Source organism: Caulobacter segnis (assembly GCF_029543125.1).
GTDB classification, from domain to species: domain Bacteria; phylum Pseudomonadota; class Alphaproteobacteria; order Caulobacterales; family Caulobacteraceae; genus Caulobacter; species Caulobacter segnis_D.
The window spans coordinates 501,371-521,305 of record NZ_JARQWW010000003.1; the positions used below are offsets into that span (position 1 = coordinate 501,371).

At 64.1% G+C, this 19,935-nt stretch carries 18 protein-coding genes; 8 read left to right on the forward strand and 10 right to left on the reverse strand.

All coding sequences use genetic code 11. The features are described from left to right. Positions 1 to 165: 165 nt before the first annotated feature. The 3 genes from P7B02_RS11470 to P7B02_RS11480 all read left to right on the forward strand — a co-directional run bounded on the left by P7B02_RS11470 (position 166) and on the right by P7B02_RS11480 (position 3,070). The gene (locus P7B02_RS11470; RefSeq protein ID WP_277786475.1) at positions 166 to 678 is read left to right on the forward strand and encodes a DUF488 domain-containing protein; all 513 of its coding nucleotides are present in this window, start codon (positions 166 to 168) and stop codon (positions 676 to 678) included. Then, positions 623 to 1,378: a hypothetical protein gene (locus P7B02_RS11475; protein WP_277786476.1), complete on the forward strand. Its 756-nt coding sequence runs from the start codon at positions 623 to 625 to the stop codon at positions 1,376 to 1,378. The genes P7B02_RS11470 and P7B02_RS11475 overlap by 56 nt, the downstream gene beginning before the upstream one ends. Positions 1,379 to 1,510: 132 nt before the next feature. Beyond that, positions 1,511 to 3,070, forward strand: coding sequence for a hypothetical protein (locus P7B02_RS11480; protein ID WP_277786477.1), 1,560 nt, complete (start codon positions 1,511 to 1,513; stop codon positions 3,068 to 3,070). 447 nt (positions 3,071 to 3,517) lie between these two features. On the opposite strand, the gene P7B02_RS11485 is transcribed toward P7B02_RS11480, so the two are convergent. The 3 genes from P7B02_RS11485 to P7B02_RS11495 form a co-directional block, all read right to left on the reverse strand. After that, positions 3,518 to 3,865 (reverse strand): hypothetical protein, encoded by a 348-nt coding sequence (locus P7B02_RS11485; protein WP_277786478.1) that lies wholly within the window; start codon positions 3,863 to 3,865, stop codon positions 3,518 to 3,520. Between the two features lie 343 nt (positions 3,866 to 4,208). Further along, the gene (locus P7B02_RS11490) at positions 4,209 to 5,960 is read right to left on the reverse strand and encodes a DUF6119 family protein (protein WP_277786479.1); all 1,752 of its coding nucleotides are present in this window, start codon (positions 5,958 to 5,960) and stop codon (positions 4,209 to 4,211) included. 289 nt (positions 5,961 to 6,249) lie between these two features. Then, positions 6,250 to 6,588, reverse strand: coding sequence for a hypothetical protein (locus P7B02_RS11495; protein WP_277786480.1), 339 nt, complete (start codon positions 6,586 to 6,588; stop codon positions 6,250 to 6,252). A gap of 173 nt (positions 6,589 to 6,761) precedes the next feature. Between P7B02_RS11495 and P7B02_RS11500 the strand changes: the two genes are divergently transcribed. From P7B02_RS11500 to P7B02_RS11515, 4 genes are all read left to right on the forward strand, one after another. Beyond that, the gene (locus P7B02_RS11500) at positions 6,762 to 7,904 is read left to right on the forward strand and encodes a PepSY-associated TM helix domain-containing protein (RefSeq protein WP_277786481.1); all 1,143 of its coding nucleotides are present in this window, start codon (positions 6,762 to 6,764) and stop codon (positions 7,902 to 7,904) included. Further along, on the forward strand, positions 7,901 to 8,077 hold the full coding sequence (locus P7B02_RS11505; RefSeq protein ID WP_277786482.1) for a hypothetical protein: 177 nt from the start codon (positions 7,901 to 7,903) through the stop codon (positions 8,075 to 8,077). Before P7B02_RS11500 ends, P7B02_RS11505 begins: the two co-directional genes overlap by 4 nt. 428 nt (positions 8,078 to 8,505) lie before the next feature. Further along, a complete protein-coding gene (locus P7B02_RS11510; RefSeq protein WP_277786483.1) occupies positions 8,506 to 8,955 on the forward strand; it encodes a hypothetical protein in 450 nt (149 codons plus the stop codon). Next, positions 8,952 to 9,353 (forward strand): hypothetical protein, encoded by a 402-nt coding sequence (locus P7B02_RS11515; protein WP_277786484.1) that lies wholly within the window; start codon positions 8,952 to 8,954, stop codon positions 9,351 to 9,353. Before P7B02_RS11510 ends, P7B02_RS11515 begins: the two co-directional genes overlap by 4 nt. On the opposite strand, the gene P7B02_RS11520 is transcribed toward P7B02_RS11515, so the two are convergent. The 3 genes from P7B02_RS11520 to P7B02_RS11530 form a co-directional block, all read right to left on the reverse strand. Then, positions 9,350 to 10,201 (reverse strand): relaxase/mobilization nuclease domain-containing protein, encoded by an 852-nt coding sequence (locus tag P7B02_RS11520; RefSeq protein WP_277786485.1) that lies wholly within the window; start codon positions 10,199 to 10,201, stop codon positions 9,350 to 9,352. The two genes, P7B02_RS11515 and P7B02_RS11520, sit on opposite strands and share 4 nt — an antisense overlap. 172 nt (positions 10,202 to 10,373) lie before the next feature. Continuing rightward, complete coding sequence (locus P7B02_RS11525) at positions 10,374 to 10,781, reverse strand: hypothetical protein (RefSeq protein WP_277786486.1); 408 nt, start codon at positions 10,779 to 10,781, stop codon at positions 10,374 to 10,376. Positions 10,782 to 11,074: 293 nt separating this feature from the next. Further along, positions 11,075 to 14,065: a TonB-dependent receptor domain-containing protein gene (locus tag P7B02_RS11530; RefSeq protein ID WP_277786487.1), complete on the reverse strand. Its 2,991-nt coding sequence runs from the start codon at positions 14,063 to 14,065 to the stop codon at positions 11,075 to 11,077. Positions 14,066 to 14,382: 317 nt separating this feature from the next. Between P7B02_RS11530 and P7B02_RS11535 the strand changes: the two genes are divergently transcribed. Continuing rightward, positions 14,383 to 15,333: a DUF1028 domain-containing protein gene (locus P7B02_RS11535; protein WP_277786488.1), complete on the forward strand. Its 951-nt coding sequence runs from the start codon at positions 14,383 to 14,385 to the stop codon at positions 15,331 to 15,333. A 112-nt stretch (positions 15,334 to 15,445) separates the two neighbouring features. On the opposite strand, the gene P7B02_RS11540 is transcribed toward P7B02_RS11535, so the two are convergent. The 4 genes from P7B02_RS11540 to kdpC all read right to left on the reverse strand — a co-directional run bounded on the left by P7B02_RS11540 (position 15,446) and on the right by kdpC (position 19,931). Then, the gene (locus tag P7B02_RS11540; RefSeq protein ID WP_277786489.1) at positions 15,446 to 15,907 is read right to left on the reverse strand and encodes a hypothetical protein; all 462 of its coding nucleotides are present in this window, start codon (positions 15,905 to 15,907) and stop codon (positions 15,446 to 15,448) included. Positions 15,908 to 16,015: 108 nt separating this feature from the next. Next, positions 16,016 to 16,708, reverse strand: a complete 693-nt coding sequence (locus P7B02_RS11545) for a response regulator (protein ID WP_277786490.1) — start codon at positions 16,706 to 16,708, stop codon at positions 16,016 to 16,018. Beyond that, on the reverse strand, positions 16,705 to 19,371 hold the full coding sequence (locus P7B02_RS11550) for a sensor histidine kinase (protein ID WP_277786491.1): 2,667 nt from the start codon (positions 19,369 to 19,371) through the stop codon (positions 16,705 to 16,707). The genes P7B02_RS11545 and P7B02_RS11550 overlap by 4 nt, the downstream gene beginning before the upstream one ends. Beyond that, on the reverse strand, positions 19,368 to 19,931 hold the full coding sequence (kdpC, locus tag P7B02_RS11555) for a potassium-transporting ATPase subunit KdpC (protein WP_277786492.1): 564 nt from the start codon (positions 19,929 to 19,931) through the stop codon (positions 19,368 to 19,370). The genes P7B02_RS11550 and kdpC overlap by 4 nt, the downstream gene beginning before the upstream one ends. Positions 19,932 to 19,935 lie beyond the last annotated feature (4 nt).

Consider the following 19,935-nt stretch of genomic DNA (forward strand, 5'->3'; position numbering starts at 1 on the left):
CGAACGGATCCGTCCAGAACACCGCGCCGCGGCTTACCTTGGTTCCCGCGCGCCGAAAGCCGTTCAGCGACTTCGGCCGCCGTGCAATCATGCATTTCACGCGCTCTCCCAGCTGTGAAATGGCTCGTTAACCAAATCCGGCCACGCATGGCTCAAGGAGCCACCATGACCCATTTGTTCACCATCGGCTATGAGGGGGCTACCCCAGAGGCCTTTGACGCGACCTTGCAAAGTTCGGGGGTCGAACGCTTAGTCGACCTTCGCGCCGTTGCTGTCAGCCGGCGAAAGGGATTCTCCAAGACCGGCCTTGCGGCACGGATCGAAGGTCACGGTATCGACTACACGCATCTACGCGCGCTAGGAGACCCCAAGCCGGGCCGCGACGCCGCCCGGGCGGGACAGTTTTCGTTGTTCCGCACGATCTACGCGCAGCACCTTCAATCTGCGGAAGCCCAAGCGGCTTTGGAGGAGCTCCAAAGTTTGGCCGAACGTCAGCGCCTCGCGCTCCTGTGTTTTGAAGCAGATGCGGCGCACTGCCACAGAACAATGGTCGCCCTAAGCGTTGCCAAGGCGAGCGAACTGGCCATTGTTCACCTCAAGGTAGAGCTTGAGCCGAAGAGCAATGGCGCCGCAGCGCGAACGTACGATCATCCTTATCAAGGCTTGGCCGCAGCCTAGTCAGAAGTACGGAGAAACGGTCTGCTGCGCCGGGGTCACACCCGATGGCGAGTGGCGCAGGCTTTTTCCTATCCGATTTCGACACCTGACTGGCGAGGCGCAGTTCTCCCGCTGGGACATCGTGTCCTACCGCCCCGATAGACCGCGCGACGACCGCCGGGTTGAAAGCCGCCGAGTTCACGAAGACTCCCTGCAGAAGGAGAAGCCAATCCCCGTGCGCGAACGGGCGGGCTTCTTCGACAAGCTTTTTCGCAGCTCGACTTCGCAGGCGGCGGAGCGCGGTGAAAGCCTCACCTTGATCCGCCCCCGGAACGTTAAGTTCATTGCTCGCCGACGGTCGGCTTCAGACATGGCCGAGGAAGAGGCGCGCCGAGTGAAAACTGCTGCGCAAGGAAATCTCTTCGACAAGGAACTCCTCCAGATCGCGCCCTGCCCCTATGAGCTCAAGCTTCGCTATGAAGATGCGGACGGCAGGCACGAGATGGCATGCGGGGACTGGGAGACCGCCGCGGCCTTCTTCTCGCTAAGCCGGCAGTACGGCGACGAGAGGGCTCTTGAGCACCTGCGGAAGACGTACGAGGAGGCTTACGTGACCGCAGGGATCGCATTGGCTTTGGGAACAGCCAAGAAGCGTCCTGAACAGTGGATGCTTCTGGGAATTCTACGCCTCGACGAGGCGGCGCAACCGTCTCTGCTTTGAACAAGCATGCCGACCGCGGAAGCGTCAGAACCTGCGAGGCCGACGGGGCCGCTCAAAGCGGGTCTACATGGGCCGGAATAGCTCTCAATGCGTGAAATCACAGCAACTTCGTTGGCCGATGAGCTCCCGAGCATGACCATGATGCTCAGTTCAAAGCTGTTTGAAGACTTACGTGGAGGCTATGATTCCACGAAGCACGCCAATTTGGCGGAGCACGTTCGCCTAAGGGAGCTGGCCCACCCGTTTGCCGTCGCGTGGGATGAACTCACCAGAGGTGCGGAGCTATCCAAGCGCGCAGGCGTCTTTCAGCTCTCCGAGCAAGCTTACTTCCTACTCGACACGCTGCAAGCATTGTCGACAGCTTCAAATGATCCCGAGTTTCCCGATGTGGTAGAGCGCTTGCGCGACGACGAGCAGTTTTATTCGACCGCCTTTGAAGCGCAGACGCACTCCGCATATCGCGAACGCGATGTCCCGATCGCGTTCCTTCCGGAGTCAGTCCAACACGGAGTGCGTACACCGGACTTGGTTTCGCGGAGTTCGGGCCGGCCTGACGTCCACCTAGAATGCAAAGCCCTCCTGGACGATGTCCGGCGTGAAGATCGCGTTTGGACGGAGTTGCTACGGCGAACCGCCGAGAAGCTGGAAAGGCAGCCTGCAAGCTTTTCGATCAGGTTTCGAGCTCATCGCCGGCTTGAGGCCGATGATGTCTCTCCACTTTGCAAGCTAGTGGTGGAGCTTCTTGGCAACTTTCCACTTCTGCACTCCGGCGAAGACGCTGGCTGCGAAGTCCGTATTGAGCGTATCGGTGCGGAAGGGGGTCAATTTCCGCCCGGGACGCAATTCAACGCGCCTGCGGGGAAGCCCAGCTGGATCGATACACAAGTCGATGAGGAAACGGGGTGGATAAAGAAGGTCTCAATCCTATACGCCGAACGCTACGCGCCGGATGCGGATCAGACTAAGCGCTTGTTGAAGCGCTTCAGGGAAGCATCCGAGCAGCTGCCGAGGGGCCAGGCTGGCGTTGTTCATCTGCTCGTTCCGTATCGTGATCCCTCGCACTTTTTGTCAGTGGTCGATCGTAGCCTAGCTGAACTTGAGAACACCCTCTCTCGGCGGCCTCACGTTGCCGCCATCGTCATAAGTGGAAGGTTCGTTGAGACCAACGTTCCAGATGGCGGCTATCCGGTAAGGCACTTCCAAGTCGTGATCCCGAACTTCGCGGCGTCTCACGCACTTCCGACTGACTTCAAGATAATTGGCGCCGTCGACGGTGCCATCTCTCTCGCCAGGGCTCAGGAAGTCGATCTGTCGGCATTGCCAGACGGCAAGTTCAGCGTTCTTCCTACCGGAACAATCTTCTTGCACTTCGGCATAGATGCAGGTCTTCAATCCCAATCAGGAAAGTACCTTTTTCAGCACTGCTCTGACGACGGTCGAAGCCAGCTCTTCATTTGGCAGAGCTACCACAACAATGTGCGCTTTGAGGTGGTTCACCCGGACCTGGGACGAATGACCATGACGACGGATCTGAACCATCTCGCCCCCGGACAACTCCATGGACTGGCCTTTAATTGGGGGCCGCATGGCGTGCGATGTTCCGTGAACGGAGGCGAAGCCTTGCCGATACAGTCGCATGGCGGCTCCAGAAACGCTGTGTGTTCCCACGTCTCAAGCTCACTCACGCGCTGAGTCAGGCCTCGGCTTTACACGTGGACAACGCTGCCAGGGAGCGGACCTTCCAAAGGTCCAAGATAGAGCCGTTAGCGCCCCTCGCCTGCTGGTGGCTTCGCGCCAGATCAGGCCGTTCAAGTCGCTCGCTCAGCGCCACGTTCGGCCATTGAGCTCGGGCGCAAACTGGACCTTCGCGCACCAGGGACCACCTCGGTGTGAACGAGGTGCTCTCCCTTCCGCTGGGTGCCAGGTGCGGACATTCGGGTCTGGCCGGAAGACAGACTTTCGGACGCGGCATTCCGTATAATTGCCGATCGCTTTCTGGACCTAGCCTGCATCCGTGGTGTCTCAAAGCGCGCTTTAACTTGCCAAGGAAACTCGCTCTAGTCTCCTCAAGGAGCTTGGTACATCTCCGTTTCAGCCGAGAACTTCGGACTAATCCAGTGGATGCTTCTCAGGCGTGACCTATTGTGTTGGTGGCGTCGACCATTTCGCGACGATCACAAGGACGCTGCCAAGAACAAACAGAACGCCCCGCACGAGTGCGAATCCTTGGAGATTCCACACCTCGGGGTCGCCCCACTCATGCACTTCCCAGAAGCGTTGCCTATTCTCCTGGACATGCTGAACGGAGCTTTCGGCACCGATGGCCTGCCAGATCATCAGTAGTTGCTCGTTCAAGGTCACGAAGTAGCCATGTGGCACCTCACCAACGACCGGGTCTTCCAGGAAGAGTTGCCACCCGGCCGCGGCTAGTATGAGGAGCAGACCTACTGCCTCGACACGGTGCGTATTCCGGAAAATCGCCGCCACTTTGGTTGATACTCCCACTCTCGCGCTCCCTGTGATCTCCTCATTTGCGGCGAAGCTTGCCTTTAGGCAACCATGGGAATGCGTGTAGTTGCTTGTGTCCAAATGGCCGACCGCGGCCCCCAATGCACCACTAAACGCCCCTCGCCTGTTGGTGGCTTCGCGCCAGGAGCGCTCCCTCACCCATCGGCGAACTGGCGCCATTAGGTGCCGGTGGCTCACCGCCAGAAAGCATACGCTGAAGCCTCTCGCACGTAGTGCCGTTCGGCGACGCCGAGCAGGTCTTCCCGAAGCTTGATCTCGAAGGCTCGCTCCACTCGCGCACCAAGCGCCTTCGCCGCTTTGCTCAAGCCGCCGCCTTCATCGACTTCATGCTTTTGAAGTTCACCATCTTCACGGGCACAAACCGCAGCACAATGTCCTGAAACTTGCAGACCGTGCGAAGCCGGTCGTGCATCAACTTTAGCCCGAACTGCGCGATCAGCGGCAAGTCCATGCGCGTCGGCTCCGGCAGCTTGTCGTCGTAGAGCAACCAGAGACAAACACGGTAATCCTGTCCCCTCACCTCCCTAGGATCGGCAGAGATGGCGTCAAGATACGCCTGTGTTCTCGCGTTGCCGGACGCCTTGATGTGCGCCCGAATATCCCCGAGGAAAGTCGCGTCCGTCAGGAAGGCCTCACAATAGAGCTGCGTCTGAGCGAAAAGGTAGTTGAGGGCTGACGAACCCTTTAACGGCTTGCAGTTGACGATGCGGATCGCGCCGTCGTCGGTCATATCCAGCAGGTCGCAGAATTCCTTATCCTTGCGCCCCCGACCAATTTGTAGCTTCGACCGATCAAAGAGGACGCTCTCGGCCCGACGCCGACACGCCTCGGTGTTGAACAGCTCTTCCTTGTTCTTTGAGTCCGCCATGTCTGCGATGGCGATGCCCCGATACAGCGCTTCGCACGGCTCCTCGCGGACCTGGTCACGGACGAAATTGATGACAGCCGCGTGGAAATCGCGATCGACTTTCTGCCAGCGACCGGCGCTGAGCAGGTAATACTCACCGCTCAAACTCTGCTCAGTCAGGAGACACTCGTAGACCGACCAAAACTTGCTCTCCATGATCCGACTGGACAGATGGGAGTAAGCGTAGATGCGCTTTGAATGCAGGCGGGTCAGCGTGAGCTTGTCGAGCTTGAGCTCCACGGCGAGCTGGGACGCTTCAAGGTAGGCGTACACCGGGTTGTCACGCTTATCGCTCGCCGAGTAGGCGAAGCTGAACTCGTCGTCCTGGATGATCTCTGGCACCCATAGCTGGACACCATCGAGGTCGCCTGTCCGGAGCCTCGCCACCAGCAGCTCGTCCAAGGCCGCCGCCTCCTCATCGGTCGCCGCGGTGAAGTTTCGATAGTTGGGAAACAGCTCCGCGAAGTCGCGGCTGGGGTAAGCGACCAGAAACTTGCGCAGCCGCGCGATCAAGGATGGCCAGGTCAGCTTGCTGTCGCCGAGCACCTTGATCGTGAGACTGTCCTTGCCATGAAGCGTGACGTTCTTCTCGCCTTTTAGGTGCGCCGAGATCGCCCTGAGGTCCTCGGCTTCGCTCAGCCCCAGAACCAGCGGTTCCGACGGCATGGCGACCTGCCGATCGATGTGGGTCGGCGTGATGGAGTTGTTCTGAGTGCGTGTCTGTCGAACCCGCTCATTCCCACAGAGGTTCATGGCGGTGCGAACGCCAAAGTCGAGCTCCAGGACCTTGCGAGAGATCGCGGCACCCGCACTCCGGCCGAACGCCGCCACGAACAGCCGCTCATCGACCATCATCAAGAGGATGCCATTCGGGTTTCGACTGCTGCCGGCGAACGCTAGGGCCGCTTCCGCGCCCAACTGTTCGTTGACGAACTCAAGCCAAGGCGGCGTGGTTTTCGCCGTCGTGCTCTCAAAGTAGACGAAGCGGCATTTGACGCCGTCCACCTCGAACTCTCGGCTCGAGTAGTGCGGCTTGGTCGAAATGCCGGCGGCGGGGTTGATAACATCATCAAACCCAGTCTCAGGCTTTGTCAGGTAAACAGCCAGCTGAGCCAGCTGGGCGAGTTCTTGCGCCTCTTCCCTCAAGATTTTGGCCTCCCTCCTTGAAAGGCTATCGCGAAACGGGAAGACCTAAAAGACCTCAACTTCAAGCTCTCAACGCTCGCCGAAGGCAGAGCTCTAAGCCCCCTTGCTCACAATTCACTACTGTCTGTAAGTCCGCCGGAGCGCCGCGCGAACTGAGCGAGAAGGTCGAACGGCTTATTCATTGGTCGGTGCTTCTCAAGGTTCTCGATAGCGAAGCGGGCCAAATCGCTCGCCGACAAGCGGACGCTCCAGACGGCAGCTTTGAGCCGGAAGCCGACGTCCCCCTGGCTCAAGTTGACAGGTGAGATAGGCTCAGCGTCGACCTGAGGCGCGCGGTCTGCAGCACCATTTCAAGTTGGTCGAAGGCTCGCAGAACCGCATCTTTGTCGCCCTCCACACTGGTGACGAACGAGCGCACCTCGATTCTGGCGCGAAGGTCGTCCACAGCGTCTGCAACGATGCTCAAGGCCGCCTGGACAACAGGATCAGGCTCGACACGCGCTTCGATCTCGCGGACGACATTGAGTATGTTTCTCAGATTATGAGCGGGATCAAGATACGGCGTGAGCGCCTCGGTCTGGGCGCGGCCAAGTTCGAGCCAGGCTGCGAGGGATTGCGACGCCGTCATCGCGGCAGTCTATCGACTTGTGGTCGCCGTAACGAGAGCCGCCACCCGTTTTAGCAGCCGCCCCCCATTTCTTGCACTTGCGACGCGTTCTTTATGGGCCTTAGAAGCCTTGAGCGACGCTTCCTGGGCCACGGCCGCAATGTCGCTGTCATCGGCGATCGATCAGAGGGTTCATGAAGCACGGCACGCTCAGAAGCTGGTTCTGGGTCCACAAGTGGACGAGCCTCCTCTGCACCCTCTTTCTGCTGCTGCTTTGCGTCACCGGCCTGCCGCTGATCTTCAGCGAGGAGATCGGACATCTAACGGGCTCGGCAGTCGAACCTGCGCCGCCGTCGGCCGGCTCTAAGCCGCTCAATGTCGACGACCTCGTCGCCACGGCCAACGCCAAGTACCCTGCGGACGTGCCGCTCTTCTTCGGCTGGGATCCACACTCAACCGGCGTCTACGTCAATCTTGGCGCCGAGCCCTCCACCCCCGCGCCGAAGATGAACACCGTGGTCATGGACAGCCACACCGCCCGGGACATGGAGGCGCCGCAGTTCAACACCGGCTTCATGTACGTGCTCTTGCGTCTCCACACTGACCTCTACGGCGGTTTGGTCGGCTATCTGTTCCTCGGCGTCATGGGGCTGCTGTTCGTGGTCTCCACGGTGTCCGGCGTCGTGCTCTACGCCCCGTTCATGAAGAAGCAGCCGTTCGGTGTTTTTCGGACCGACCGCAGCCGGCGTCTCGCCTGGCTCGATCTGCACAATCTGCTGGGCGCGGCCAGCATCGTCTGGGTCCTGACCGTCGGCGTCACCGGCGCCTTCAACACAATCGCAGGCCCCCTGCAGTCGGCTTGGCAGGCCGATGCTGTCTCGGCGTTCGCGGCAAAGTACGAGGGCCGCCCCCTCCCCTCCAAGCTCGCCTCGGTGCATCAGGCGATCGAGACGGCGAAGGCTGCGGAGCCCGGCATGCGCCCCGCCTTTGTCTCCTGGCCGGGCACCGGCTATAGCGGCGACCACCACTACGGCGTCTTCATGTCGGGTACGAGCCCCCTGACCGCCCAGCTCTATCGGCCTGTACTGATCGATGCGGCGAGCGGCCGGCTGACGGCGCAGCCGAAGGCTCCGTGGTACATCACCGCCCTCCTCCTCAGCCAGCCGTTGCACTTCGGCAATTATGGCGGGCTGGCTCTCAAGTTCATCTGGGCGCTCTTCGACCTGCTGGTCATCGCCATCCTAGTGAGCGGCGTGGTCCTTTGGCTTCGCAAGTCCGGCGACACCGGGCGGCTCGAGCGGCTCAAGACCGCCCATGGCGTGGAGGCCGTCGCATGAGGTCCTATCCGCTTCGGCCTTTGCTGATCCCCGGGGTGCTCGGCGCGGTGACGGCCTTCGCCCTGCTCGCTGCTCTCTTGAGCGACGGCCCATTGGAGACGCTCTCCGTCATTCTGCTGGCGGGTGTTGTGGTTCTAGTGATTCTGCGCCTCGTGCGCCGCGGACGAGGCTGACGTAGTTCCTATACCTCAAGGATTGTCGCGCCCTTCTTTGAGAGCAGGTCAACTATTGCAAAGTGCATGCTGAGCCTTCGCTTGTAGCCAGTACCGAATTTTAGCGGCTGCAAAGTTACTTTCTCAGCCGCACGCCAGCTCCGGTATCTTCATCTGTAGCGACAAACACCACCCCGGCATCCTCTAGGGCGCGGCGGACAGCTGCCACATTGGCAGCCGAACTCTTTTCCGGTCCACTACCACTCTCCATCCTCCGGATGGTCGCAAGCGACACCGCGGAACTGCGCGCGAGCTCAAGCCCGCTCCAGCCAAGAAGGGCGCGAGCAGCACGAATTTGCGCGGCAGTTATTGCTACTTTAGAATTCATATGCTACTTTTGAACGCTCTATCGAGTCTTCAATCTAACGCCAGCATACTGAGTCGCGCCCATGACCTCACGTCTTAAGACGGGAGCCGACCTCCCGCGTCCTATCGGCTTGTCTTCTGTGCAGCCGGACAGCGTCGATGACCGTGCCCACGGCGTCGCCCTGCGCTGGCTTGTCATCGAAAGAGAACGGCATCGGCTCGAAGATGTATGGGCCGCAACTGAGGCCTTCATGGCCAAAAGCTACAATTGGTTCGCACTGAGCGATCGCGAGCGAGCCGATCATCCCGCCGGCCAGCTCATGGAGGCGCTCGACAGACGGATCGCCAAGCTCGGCAAAAGAAACGAGCGCCTGCTGGAACGCCTTTTGCGTCAGCCGGCGACGACGCCGGGCGGGATCATGGCGTGTCTGCAGATTTTGGCTGAACTCGTCCACCCCGCCGAGAATGAGGAGGCCCACCGGCTTATTCGGCAGATCACCTCCGCGCTCGAAGTCCGGGCAGCAGCACAATGACAGCCGCATCCCACTCTGTCGTGATGCTTTGTGATCGGCTGCTCGCTCTCCATGCTGAGCGTGAGCAGCTACACCTCGACTACGGCAGGCACGAGGAGAGTCTTTGCCTGTGGCTCGACAAGGCCGGCCTGAGGCTGGCGGAAGCCGACGATCTGCCGGAGGGCCGCCTGCTGTCGGCAATTTCTGATCGGCTTTCATCGTCGATCGAGGAGAGTCGCGGGCTTTTAGCGGAGCTGGCGAGGCATCGACCGGATAAGCTCTCTGAGATCGGGGCGACCCTTAAGGTCGCAGCGGCCTTGATCGATCCGCAAGATGAGCCGGAGGTTCACGCCTTGATTTCCTGGGCGGCGGGACGCGTTTCGACCGCGGCCCAGGCCACTAATGCGGCCAGCCTCTAACGCGATAGGTCCAAATCGCGATCGAGCGTCCGCTCTTGTCGATCGCGTTTGAGCCACGCCTCCAGTTGTTCCACCCGCACTCGGTCTTCTGCGGCTCTCACGAGTTCCGTGCGTCGCGTTATGGGTTCGCCGAACTGATGCTCCAAGGCTGCGACACGCCGGCCGAGCTGACGGTCGGCGGGGTCGGGGCTGCGCGAGAGTTCGAATGCAGCGTCCCTGTAGGTCCTTCGCAGCGCATCGTGCCGCGCGTGGATCGCCGGTATCCAGGGCTGGTCCGTATAGCTTCGACCTCGGGCCTCCTCGAGCGCTCGATCTGCGGCGCTGACGAGCACGCGAGGCGGCGCGCCGCCGTCCAGATACTCGGCTTCGAGCCGCCACATGGCCATCGAGCAACCACCGCGTTGAACGAGACCTCTCGTCCATCGCGGACTGGTGACAGCCGGTAATCCCTCGCTGTGCAGGTGTTCGGGCCATGAGGCGCGCCAACGCTCGTATGTGGCATCGTCCGGACGCAACCTGGAGCCGTCATCGCCGAGCGCGCGCACAGCGATATGGATGTGGGGATGGGCCGTGTCGCGGTGCGGGACCAGCAAGTACTCGTGGTTAGCCGCAAAGAGGCTTCTCGCAAGGGCCCTGCCCGCCCGATAGACCGCCTCGCGGTCACGATCATCCGGATAGGAGACAACGTAGGATTTGGCGATCTGGCCGACCTTGCCCGTTTGAAGATCGTCCGCGGCCCAATCGACGGCGGCCTCCTTGATGGCGTCGCGGCCGTGAAGCCTTTCGCCGTCACGGCCTTCCAGCTCCAGTTCGCCGCCGCGCGATATGTACCTGAGATGCGCGTGCAACCGCGCCCCTGTCAGGCTGCCGCCGGTTTTCTTGAAGACCGTAGAGGGAGCCGTACTCGTGGACCTGTGAAGGAGGCCGCGCAGCCTGGATGTAAGCATCAATCGGCCGTCCGCGTACCGTCGCGGCTGCAGGAGCGAGCGCCAATCGTCTTCGAAGCCTCGAGGGACGCGGTCATCGGCCATCGTCGGCTTCCCAATAGGCGAGGTTGCCCCTCACCGCATCGCGTACGGCGCACAGCTGCGCTCGGATTTCCAGGTGGTAGGCGCGCGCATTGTCGATGCAGGCTTCCGCAGCGTGGATCGTCTGCGCCCTGGCTGCGAGCATGCGGATCGCAACACCGATGCGGCGAAGCTCCATTCGGATCTGAACGAGCGCAAGCGCCTGGTCGTGCGGAAAACAAGGCGCTCCGGCCAGGACACGCATCACGCAGCCGCGGACCCAGGTCGCGCGTTTCAAACCGCTGTCCAGGCAGGCCCGGTCCAAAAGCGCGACCTCGTCCGCCTCCAGGCGCAGGCCGATGGAGATCGGCTGCTCCTTGTTCACCCAGTAGCGCCGCGGTTTGGGTGCATCCTTGGCCATCGCAAAGCTCCGAAGCTCATTTCACGGCAAGCTTGGAGAAGGCGGGCGCGGCACAACAAGCGGCGCCGGAGCAACAGCGCGCATTCAACGCCACAAAATGTGTGAGCCGGCGCGCAACCGGCAAGTTCGCGCCGATTTCGGCGCGGACGGCGCTGAAGGCTGCACGCCGCGCGTCCATTTCTGCACGTCCGCGGGACGCATCCGCACGAAAAACGGCCGGCGACGCATCGCGCGCCGCCGACCCCTCTTGTCGTTTCAGGACGCCCCGAGGGGCGTCACGTCGATGGATGCGATCAGAACTTGCGGCGCAGGCCGATATAGTAGGAGCGGCCCATCACGTCATAGTTCTGCGGATCGTAGTTGCCCTCGGTGTCGCCCACCTGGGGCGGCGCCTTGTCGAACAGGTTGTTGACCCCGAAGCGCATGTCGATCTCGTACGGCAGGTCCACGTTGGCGTTCAGGTCGAACGCGTCATAGGACTTCACGCCGCGCGAGGTGCTGGCCGGAGTGACGATCTTGGCCGAGTTGATCATCGAGTCGATATGGCGCCAGCGCAGGCCAAGGCTGGCCGGACCCCACCGATAGCCGACGCTGGTCACCGACTTCCACTCGGGGTGAGCCGTGCCGGCGCTGGCCTCGACCGCCTGACCATGGCTGCCGGCATAGTCGTAAGTCGGAGCCGTCGGCAGCTGCTGGATCTTGAAGCTGTCGAGATAACCGAGCGCCACGTTGATCGACAGGGTGCCGAGGTTGCCCAGGCCCACCTGATCAAAATCGACGCTCCAGTCCACCTGCATGTCGACGCCCGTGGTCTGGAACTGGCCCAGGTTCAGCAGCGGCTGCACCGGGTTCAGCGGCACGCCGCTGGCCGGATTGCGGGTGATCAGCGAGCAGTAGTAGTTGCTCGGATCGTAGCTGGGGTTGTTGCCGCCGGAGTTGAAGCAGTACTGGAAGGCGTTGGCGATCGAGAGGCTGCCGACGGCGTCCTTGACCTTGATGCTGTACCAGTCGACCGAGGCGCTGAGGCGCGACAGCCAGGGGCTCTCGAACGGCGAGCGAAGCACGGCGCCGAACGAGTAGGTGTCGGCGGTTTCTTCCTGCAGGTCGGGGTTGCCTCCGGTCAGGGCGAACACCTGGGCGGTGCCCAGCTGGTAGCTGCCCATAATCGCGCCCGGGACGCCTTGGGCCGAGCAGAGCGCGATCACTCGCGCCGCATCCGGACCGTTGCGGTAGGACGAGCGCACATCGCAAGGATCGCCGTTGACCGTGGTCGCCGACGCCGTGCCGATGGCCACCGATCCGGTGGAGACCGGCGCGAACAGCTCGCCGACGCTGGGGGCGCGGATGGCGCGGTTGTAGCCGCCGCGCAGACGCACCGCGTCGATGATCTTCCAGTCGAAGTCGGCCTTGTAGGTGTGGACCGAACCGACCGAGCTGTAGTCGGAGAAGCGGTAGCCCAGGTTGGTGTTCAGCTCGGCGATGAACGGCAGGTCTTTGAGGATCGGGACCAGGACTTCGCCGTAGGCTTCATAGGTGTCCACCGAGCCGCCGGCGTCGCGAAGGACGCTGTAGCCCAGCACGTCGCTCACCCCGCCGGGCATGTTGAGTTGGCTGTCGGGGGTGAAGGTGTACTCGTTGGAGCGGTAGTCGGCGCCGATGGCGAAGCGCACCTCGCCGGCCGGCAGGCTGAAGGCCCCGCCCTGCAGGTTGGCTTCCACCATCCGCTGCTCCAGGCTGTTCTGGTTCAGGGTGCGGCGGGTGATGTAGTTGATGCACTCGTTGGAGGGCGTCAGGTTGCCGAACGGATTGAAGCCGCCGGCGCAAAGCTCGGCGCCGCCGGTGGGGCTGTAGAGCAGGCGCGCCACGGCGCTGGCGCTGGCGCCGCCACGCTGTTCGTTGTCGAACTTGGCCTTGCTGTAGGAGCCGTAGGCGTTCCAGGTCCAGTCCTTGAAGCCGACTTCCCCGTCGATGCCGTTGATCAGCTGGAAGACGTCGTAGCTGTACTTCTGGATCCGCGGACCCAGGATGCTGAAGGCCTTGTAGTAGGTGAAGTCCGCGCCGGGCGTCGGGCGAGAGGCCAGGATGGTGCGGAAGTCCGCCGGGACGTACGGGTTGGAGACCGGAACGGTCAGGCCATAGACGTTGGAGGCCAAGGTCGGGTTGGTGACGCCCACCGACACATAGTCGGTGAAGGTGAACTGCGAGAACACCCGCAGCTTGTCGGTCAGCTCATAGTCGACCTTGCCGAACACCGAGTAGCGGTCGAGGTCGGACTGCAGGGAGCCGCCGTTATAGCCAAAGTTGATCTGCTGGCTGGTGCCGGCGGCATTGGCGTTGACGATATAGGCCTCGTCCGTCTGCGGATCGCGGAAGTTGCGGACCGGAACGCCGGCGGTGGAGAACAGGGTCTGGTCGGTGTTGAAGCCGATCTGGCCGGTGTAGCGGCCGGCGGCGTTGCCGGTCAGCGCCGGGGTTCCGTATGTCCCCACGAACACCGAGTTCACCGAGGCCAGCGTCGGAAGGTTGGCGCCGAACAGCACCGTGCCCTGCGGGATGGTCGACAGGCCCGGAGCCGAGGTGCGGAAGATGTAGTAGTCGCGCGACGCCTGCAGGGCGCGGTCCCGGTTGGTGTAGTCGAAGGACAGGACCGCCCGGCCCTTGTCGTCGGCGAAGGTCGAGCCGCCGGTGATCGAGATCTTGAAGGACTCGCCGTCACCCTTCTCCGAAGTGCCGTACTGGGTGTCGATCATCAGGCCGTCGAAGTTGCGGCGCAGGCGGAAGTTCACGACGCCTGCGGTGGCGTCCGAGCCGTAGGCGGTGGACGCGCCGCCGGTGATGACCTCGACGTTCTCGATCAGGGCTTCTGGAATGATGTTCAGGTCGACCGAGCCGTCCGGGTTGGACGGCTGCAGGCGACGACCATCCAGCAGGATCAAGGTTCGCTTGGCGCCCAGGCCGCGAAGGCTGGCGTAGGACTGACCGCCGTTCAGGCCGGTGCTGGTGGAGCCGGTGTTGCCCTGACCGAAGGAGCCGCTGAACTGCGGCATCTGCGACAGCGCCTTTTCCACCGTCACCTGACCGGTGGCCTCGATGGCGGCCTGGCCCACCGAGACGATCGGGCTGTTGGCCACATAGTCCTGGCGCGCGATGCGCGAGCCGGTGACAATGATCTCCTCAACGGCCGCTTCCCCGGTGGCCTCCTGAGCGTAAGCCGTACTGGCCAGCAGCGCCCCGTACGCGCTGGCGCCAAACATCAACCACTTGAACGCTTTGGACTGCTTCATGCGATGTTCCCCTCATGAGGTCGCGCCCTCCGCGCACCCCAACGAGCACGACGCAGCGTTTTGAATTGACCACACGTGGTTCATCCACAGGCCGTCATGATTTCGTCAGACAAAGGCGCTGCGCCTCAATTTGCGGCGCTGGCGTTGTGCAGCGCACCAAATGTGGGCGGCGATCACCCGGATGTGCGTCAAACCCGCTCAATCTCTTGCCCGGCAAGGAGCGTGGGGAATCGCCCAGGGCGCGTCCATGACAGCCTTTTCACGTGACTGCGTCCAAACGGGTTGTGAAAGTCCGCAGCCTCGATCCCGGAGGCCGCGTGACCCATCGAATTCTTGCCGGCCTGGCGGCCGGCGCCCTGGCTCTGGTCGCCAGTCCCGCCTGGGCGACCTTCTCGATCATCGCCTGCGACAAGGATCAAAGCTGCGGCGTCGCCGTGGCGACGAACAATCTGGCCGTGGGGGCCAGCGTGCCCTACGCCCGCGCCGGCGTCGGGGCCCTCGTCACCCAGTTCGAGACCAATCCCGACTACGGCCCAAAGGGCCTGCGTCTGCTGTCTGAAGGCCGAACGCCTGACGATGTCCGCGCGACCTTGCTGGCCGAGGACGGCGGGTTCGAAGGCCAGGATCAGACCTGGCGGCAGATCGCGGTCATCAGCGCCGACGGTCAGGCAAGCGCCTACACCGGCGACAAGGCCGCCGCCTCGCCGTGGGCGGGCCATAAAGTGCTCGAGGGCTTGAGCGTGCAGGGCAACGGCCTTGCAGGCCCCCAAGTGCTGGACGCCATGACCGCGGCGTTCCGGGCGACCCGGGGCTCTCTGGCCGAAAGACTGCTGGCCTCGCTCGAGGCCGGAGAGGCGGCGGGCGGCCAGACCACGGGACGAATGTCGGCGGCGCTCCTTGTCCGCGACAGCGAAGGCGGGTGGCGCGATGTGGACCTGCGGGTGGACGCCTCGGGCGCGCCGGTCCCCGAGCTTCGACGCCTCTTCAGTCTGAGGCGCGCCAACGAAGTTCTGGCGCGAGCCGAGCGTGCTGCACGACAGGGCCGGCCCGACCTTGCTAGAGGCGAACTTGCGGCGGCGATCGCCCTTAGCGGCGATTGGGACCGGGTCAGACGTCGCGCGGCCAGGCTTCAGATGACGATGGGCGATCACGCAGCAGCGATACAGTCCCTGCAGGCGATGTATCGGCTCAATCCCCGGTGGGCGATCAGCGAGCGTGAAACGCCGCTGTTCGAGCCCGTGCGCGCGGCCATAAGATTTGAAGACTAGGGTCGCCGGATCCCGGCCCCCAGAAAGGCGATCGGGCGGTTCGGCGTGAACCCGAACCGCCCTGCCCTCATCCGGCGCGGACGAGCCGCGACCTGCGCCAGGCGAAGGGTGTTCAGGCGGCCCTGGCCAGTGCGGGACGCTCGGCCAGAAGCTCGGCCGACAGGCTGGCGTCGTCGGCGATGTAGAGCCCGCGGGCGCGCAGCCGGCGGCAAAGCGCGGCCCGCGCATCGGCGCCGAGCATGAGGCCGGCGTCCACGACAATGCGCCCGCCCGGAGCCAGCATGCCCAGCACCGCGCCGATCAGGAAATCGGCGCCCTGCACGTCAGGGCAGCCCATGACGAGCAGCAGATCGCAGCGCTCGTCGGCCGAGCTGCAGGTGGCGCGCCTGGCCGCCTCCACACGCTCAAAGCCCCTTCTCCAAAGCTCGACCATGGCGTCGGCGGCCTGCGGTCCGGCCACGGCGACCGCATCGAGGGGCCCTGCCCCGGCCAGATCGAGCATGCGCTCAAGCGGCGTCGAGCGCGAAAGGCCGAGGAGAAACTGAGCGGCCCGGGCCGCGGGATGGATGGACATCGAAATGTTCCTGATACGCCTCAACAGATGAGGCCCGGTCAGGATCGCGCCGCCGGCCGCAAGGCCGCCATAGGGAACGGCGCGGCGGTCGTAACCGCCCCATAAAGATCAGTCGGCTTCGAAGCGGTAGCCGATCCCGGGCTCGGTCAGGATCATCCGCGGCGCGGACGGCTCGGCTTCGAGCTTTTGCCGAAGCTGGCCGATGAAGACGCGCAGATACTGGGTGTCGGCGGCGTGCGCCGGACCCCAGATGGCGGTAAGCAGGTCCTTGTGGGTCAGCAGCCGCCCCTGCGCCCGGGCCAAGCGCGCCAAGAGGTCGAACTCCTTGGGCGACAACTTCACAGGCGCGCCGGAGCGGCTGACCTTGTGCTTGTCCAGATCGATCAGCACCTCGCCCGCTTTGATCTGCAAGGGCCCCGTGTCCGCCTTGCCGGCATGGCGAAGAGCCACGCGAAGACGCGCCAATAACTCCCCGACCCCGAAGGGTTTTTCCACATAGTCGTCGGCGCCCTTGTCCAGGGCGTCGATCTTTTCGATCTCACGGTCACGCGCCGACAGGATCACGATCGGCCCCTCATAGAAGGCCCGCGCCTTCTCGAGCACCTGCTTGCCGTCCATGTCGGGCAGCCCAAGATCAAGGACGACCGCGTCGGGGCTCCAAAGGGCGATGGCGCGCAGCCCCTCCTGCCCGCTCTCGGCTTTCAGCGGCTCATAACCGGCCGCCTCCAGGGCGGGGCCCAGGAACCGCTGGATCTGAGGCTCGTCGTCGATGACGAGGATGCGTTGGCCAGATCCGGTCATAACAGATGGTGCGGGGTCTCGAGGGCTTTGGGCAAGCTGATCAGCACCCGCGTGCCGCAGCCGTTATGGATGGGGCTGGCGGCGGCGATCCGCCCGTTCATGGCCTCGACGAAGCCCTTGGCGATGGCCAGGCCCAGGCCCGCGCCTTTGCGACGGTCGGTGGGTTCGTCCATTCGGCGGAACTTCTCGAACACCCGCTCCAACTCCTCGGTGGGAATGCCCTTGCCCTCGTCCTCGATGCTGAGGACGACATTGCCGCGATCCTCATAGACCGCAAGCTCGATCGCGGCATCCTCGGGGCTATAGGCGATGGCGTTTTCCAGGATGTTGACGACGGCTTGCTCCAGAAGCCCGGCGTCGGCCTGCACCAGGGTCAGCTTGTCCGGATAATCGCGGCTGAGCATCCTGCCGCCCAGGCGCCGCTTCACCCGTTCGGCGCCCGCGTTCAGCACGTCGCGAAGATCAAGGGGTTCGGCCCTGACTGAAAGCGCCCCGCCCTCCAGGCGCGTCATGTCGAGCAGGTCGCCCACATAGCGGCTGAGGCGCTCGGCCTCCTCACGGATCGACACCAGAAGGTCGTCACGGACGGCGGCCTTCATCGACTTGCCGTAGTCGATCAGGGTGGTGGAGGCCCCCAGAACAGTGGAGAGCGGGGTGCGCAGGTCGTGACTGATGGAGTTCAGCAGGGCGGAGCGGAAGCGGTCGGCGCGTCGCAGGGTCTCCGCCTCCACCGCATCGGCGGCCAATTCCGCCCGCTCAAGCGCCACCGCGCCCTGCTCCAGCAGAGCCGTGACAAGACGACGGTCTCGTGATCCGTCCTGAAGGCCTGCCGCCCTGACGCCAGCAACGCCGGAACGGGCCCGCACGCCCTCCAGCGGATGGAAGGTCCAGGGAGTCTGCGGCAGGGTGCCGGTCCCCGCTCCTGCCGGCTCGCCCTTCTCCCAGGCCCAGCGAGCGGCCGCCATGGCGGCGGTGTCCAGCGGCTCGAGGTCCGGCGCGCCCGCGACGGGAATGATCTCCTCACCTTGCGGCAGCAGCACCAGGGCCGAGCCGCTCGCCGCGGCGGCGATCTGTTCTGACAGGGCGCGGGCGGCGACGGTCTTGTCGGCGGCTCCTGAAAGGGTGCGGCTGGCGGCCAGCAAGGTCGAGACGGCGGCGGCGCGCTTTTGCGCGGCGCGGGCCTGATCACGGACGCGCCCGGCGAGTCCCCCCGTGGCCAACGCCACTGCCCAGAAGACGATCAGGGTCAGGACATCGGTGGGTGAGCCGATCGCCAGGCTGTAGCGCGGCTCCAGGAAGAGGAAGTTGTAGATCAAGAAGGCGACCGTGGCCGCCGCGAGCGCGGGCCGCAGACCATAGAGCACCCCGGCGCCCAGGACGGCGGCCAGGAAGATCATCGAAAGGTCGATGCGGGCGGTGACTTCGTCCAGCCCCCACGCGGCCAGAGTGGCAGCCCCGACGAAGGCTGCGCCGGTCAAGTAGCCGGTCCAGCCGGTCGTCAGGTCCAGCCGCTTTCGCTCGTGAACCGGCCCCTCCTGCGCGCGCTCGGTGACGATATGGATCGCCGCGCCACGTGACCGACGCAGAAGGGCGGCGGCGAGAGAGCGTCCCGTGATTTCCTTCAGTCGGTTGTCGCGCGACTTGCCGATGACGATCTGGGTGACGTTGTTGCGCCGGGCGTAGTCCAGCACGGCCCCCACCAAGTCTTCCCCGGTCAGGGCGACCGTCGTGCCGCCGAGCTGTTCGGCCAGCTTGAGGGCTTCGAAAACCTTCCCCGGATCGGACCGACGCGCAGGCTGCTCCACGTGCGCCACGGTCCACGGCGAGTCCATCATCATGTCGGAAAGCCGCCGCCCGGTCCGCACAAGCGCCGGAGCCATCGCGTCGTCGCCCACCAGGACCAAAATCCTCTCCCCCGCCGCCCAGGGACCTTCGACCCCCTTTTCGCGCATGGCGGCGACGAGCTGGTCGTCGACTGTCTGGGCGGCGCGGCGAAGGGCCAGCTCACGCAGGGCGGTGAGGTTTTCGACCTTGAAGAAATTGTCCGCGGCCAGACGCGCGGTCTCGGGCACGTAGACCTTGCCTTCGGTCAGGCGGCGCCGAAGCTCGTCCGGCGTGATGTCGACGACCTCGATGTCGTCGGCCCGCGACAGGGCGCTGTCGGGGACGGTCTCGCGCTGGCGCACGCCGGTGATGCGCAGCACCACATCGACCAGGCTCTCCAGGTGTTGGACATTGAGGGTGGTCCACACGTCGATGCCGGCCGCCAGCAGCTCGGCCACGTCCTGCCATCGCTTGGGATGGCGCGAGCCCGGCGCATTGGAGTGGGCGTACTCATCGACCAGCAGCAGCGCCGGCTTGCGGGCCAGGGCCGCGTCGATGTCGAACTCGAGCAAAGTGCGGTCACGATGCTCGACGGGCTTGCGAGGCAGGACCTCCATGCCTCGCAGGAGGGCCTCGGTCTCGCGCCGGCCGTGGGTCTCCACCACGCCGATCAGCACGTCGCCGCCCTCCGCCTTGCGGCGGCGGGCGGCCCGCAGCATCTCGTAGGTCTTGCCCACCCCCGGCGACATGCCAAGGAACACCTTCAGCTTTCCCCGCCGCGCTTTTTGGGCGGCGGCGAGGAGCGCGTCAGGATCTGGGCGCGGCGGCTCTTCGATCACAGTTTGTCGAGGGCCCGGTTCACGGCGAGAACGTTGACCCGCGCCTGACCGATGAAGCCAAGCAGAGGTTTCTCTGTCTCGTTTTCAATCACGGTCTGCACCTGGTTCACATTCAGCCCTCTGGCCTTGGCGATACGCGCGGCTTGAAGCCGGGCATAGGCCGGAGAAATGTCCGGGTCCAGTCCCGAGCCGGACGCGGTGACCGCATCGGCGGGGATCGGCTGCCCCGGCGCTTCGGCGCGCAGGGCGTCGGCCCGGGTCTTCACCCTCCCGGCCAAGTCGGCGTTGAGAGGGCCCATGTTGGAGCCGCTCGAGGCGGAGGCGTCGTAGCCGTCGCCCGCGGCCGAGGGCCGCGGATGCAGGTACTTCGGCTCGGCGAAGCCCTGGCCGATCAGGGCCGAGCCGATCACCCGGCCCTGGTCGTCCCTGAGCAGGCTGCCGCCCGCCCGGAACGGAAAGGCCGCCTGGCCCACCCCGGTGACCGCCAGCGGATAGCCGAGGCCCAGAAGGACCGTGAACAGGCCCATGGAGACGAGGGCTGGTCGGATATGTCGGATCATCACG

Coding starts and splice junctions, on each gene's coding strand:
- P7B02_RS11500 (WP_277786481.1), top strand. CDS start 6,762: ATGAAGCACGGCACGCTCAGAAGCTGGTTCTGGGTCCACAAGTGGACG.
- P7B02_RS11475 (WP_277786476.1), top strand. CDS start 623: ATGGCGCCGCAGCGCGAACGTACGATCATCCTTATCAAGGCTTGGCCG.
- P7B02_RS11510 (WP_277786483.1), top strand. CDS start 8,506: ATGACCTCACGTCTTAAGACGGGAGCCGACCTCCCGCGTCCTATCGGC.
- P7B02_RS11525 (WP_277786486.1), bottom strand. CDS start 10,781: ATGGCCAAGGATGCACCCAAACCGCGGCGCTACTGGGTGAACAAGGAG.
- P7B02_RS11530 (WP_277786487.1), bottom strand. CDS start 14,065: ATGAAGCAGTCCAAAGCGTTCAAGTGGTTGATGTTTGGCGCCAGCGCG.
- kdpC (WP_277786492.1), bottom strand. CDS start 19,931: ATGATCCGACATATCCGACCAGCCCTCGTCTCCATGGGCCTGTTCACG.
- P7B02_RS11470 (WP_277786475.1), top strand. CDS start 166: ATGACCCATTTGTTCACCATCGGCTATGAGGGGGCTACCCCAGAGGCC.
- P7B02_RS11540 (WP_277786489.1), bottom strand. CDS start 15,907: ATGTCCATCCATCCCGCGGCCCGGGCCGCTCAGTTTCTCCTCGGCCTT.
- P7B02_RS11480 (WP_277786477.1), top strand. CDS start 1,511: ATGACCATGATGCTCAGTTCAAAGCTGTTTGAAGACTTACGTGGAGGC.
- P7B02_RS11545 (WP_277786490.1), bottom strand. CDS start 16,708: ATGACCGGATCTGGCCAACGCATCCTCGTCATCGACGACGAGCCTCAG.
- P7B02_RS11505 (WP_277786482.1), top strand. CDS start 7,901: ATGAGGTCCTATCCGCTTCGGCCTTTGCTGATCCCCGGGGTGCTCGGC.
- P7B02_RS11515 (WP_277786484.1), top strand. CDS start 8,952: ATGACAGCCGCATCCCACTCTGTCGTGATGCTTTGTGATCGGCTGCTC.
- P7B02_RS11495 (WP_277786480.1), bottom strand. CDS start 6,588: ATGACGGCGTCGCAATCCCTCGCAGCCTGGCTCGAACTTGGCCGCGCC.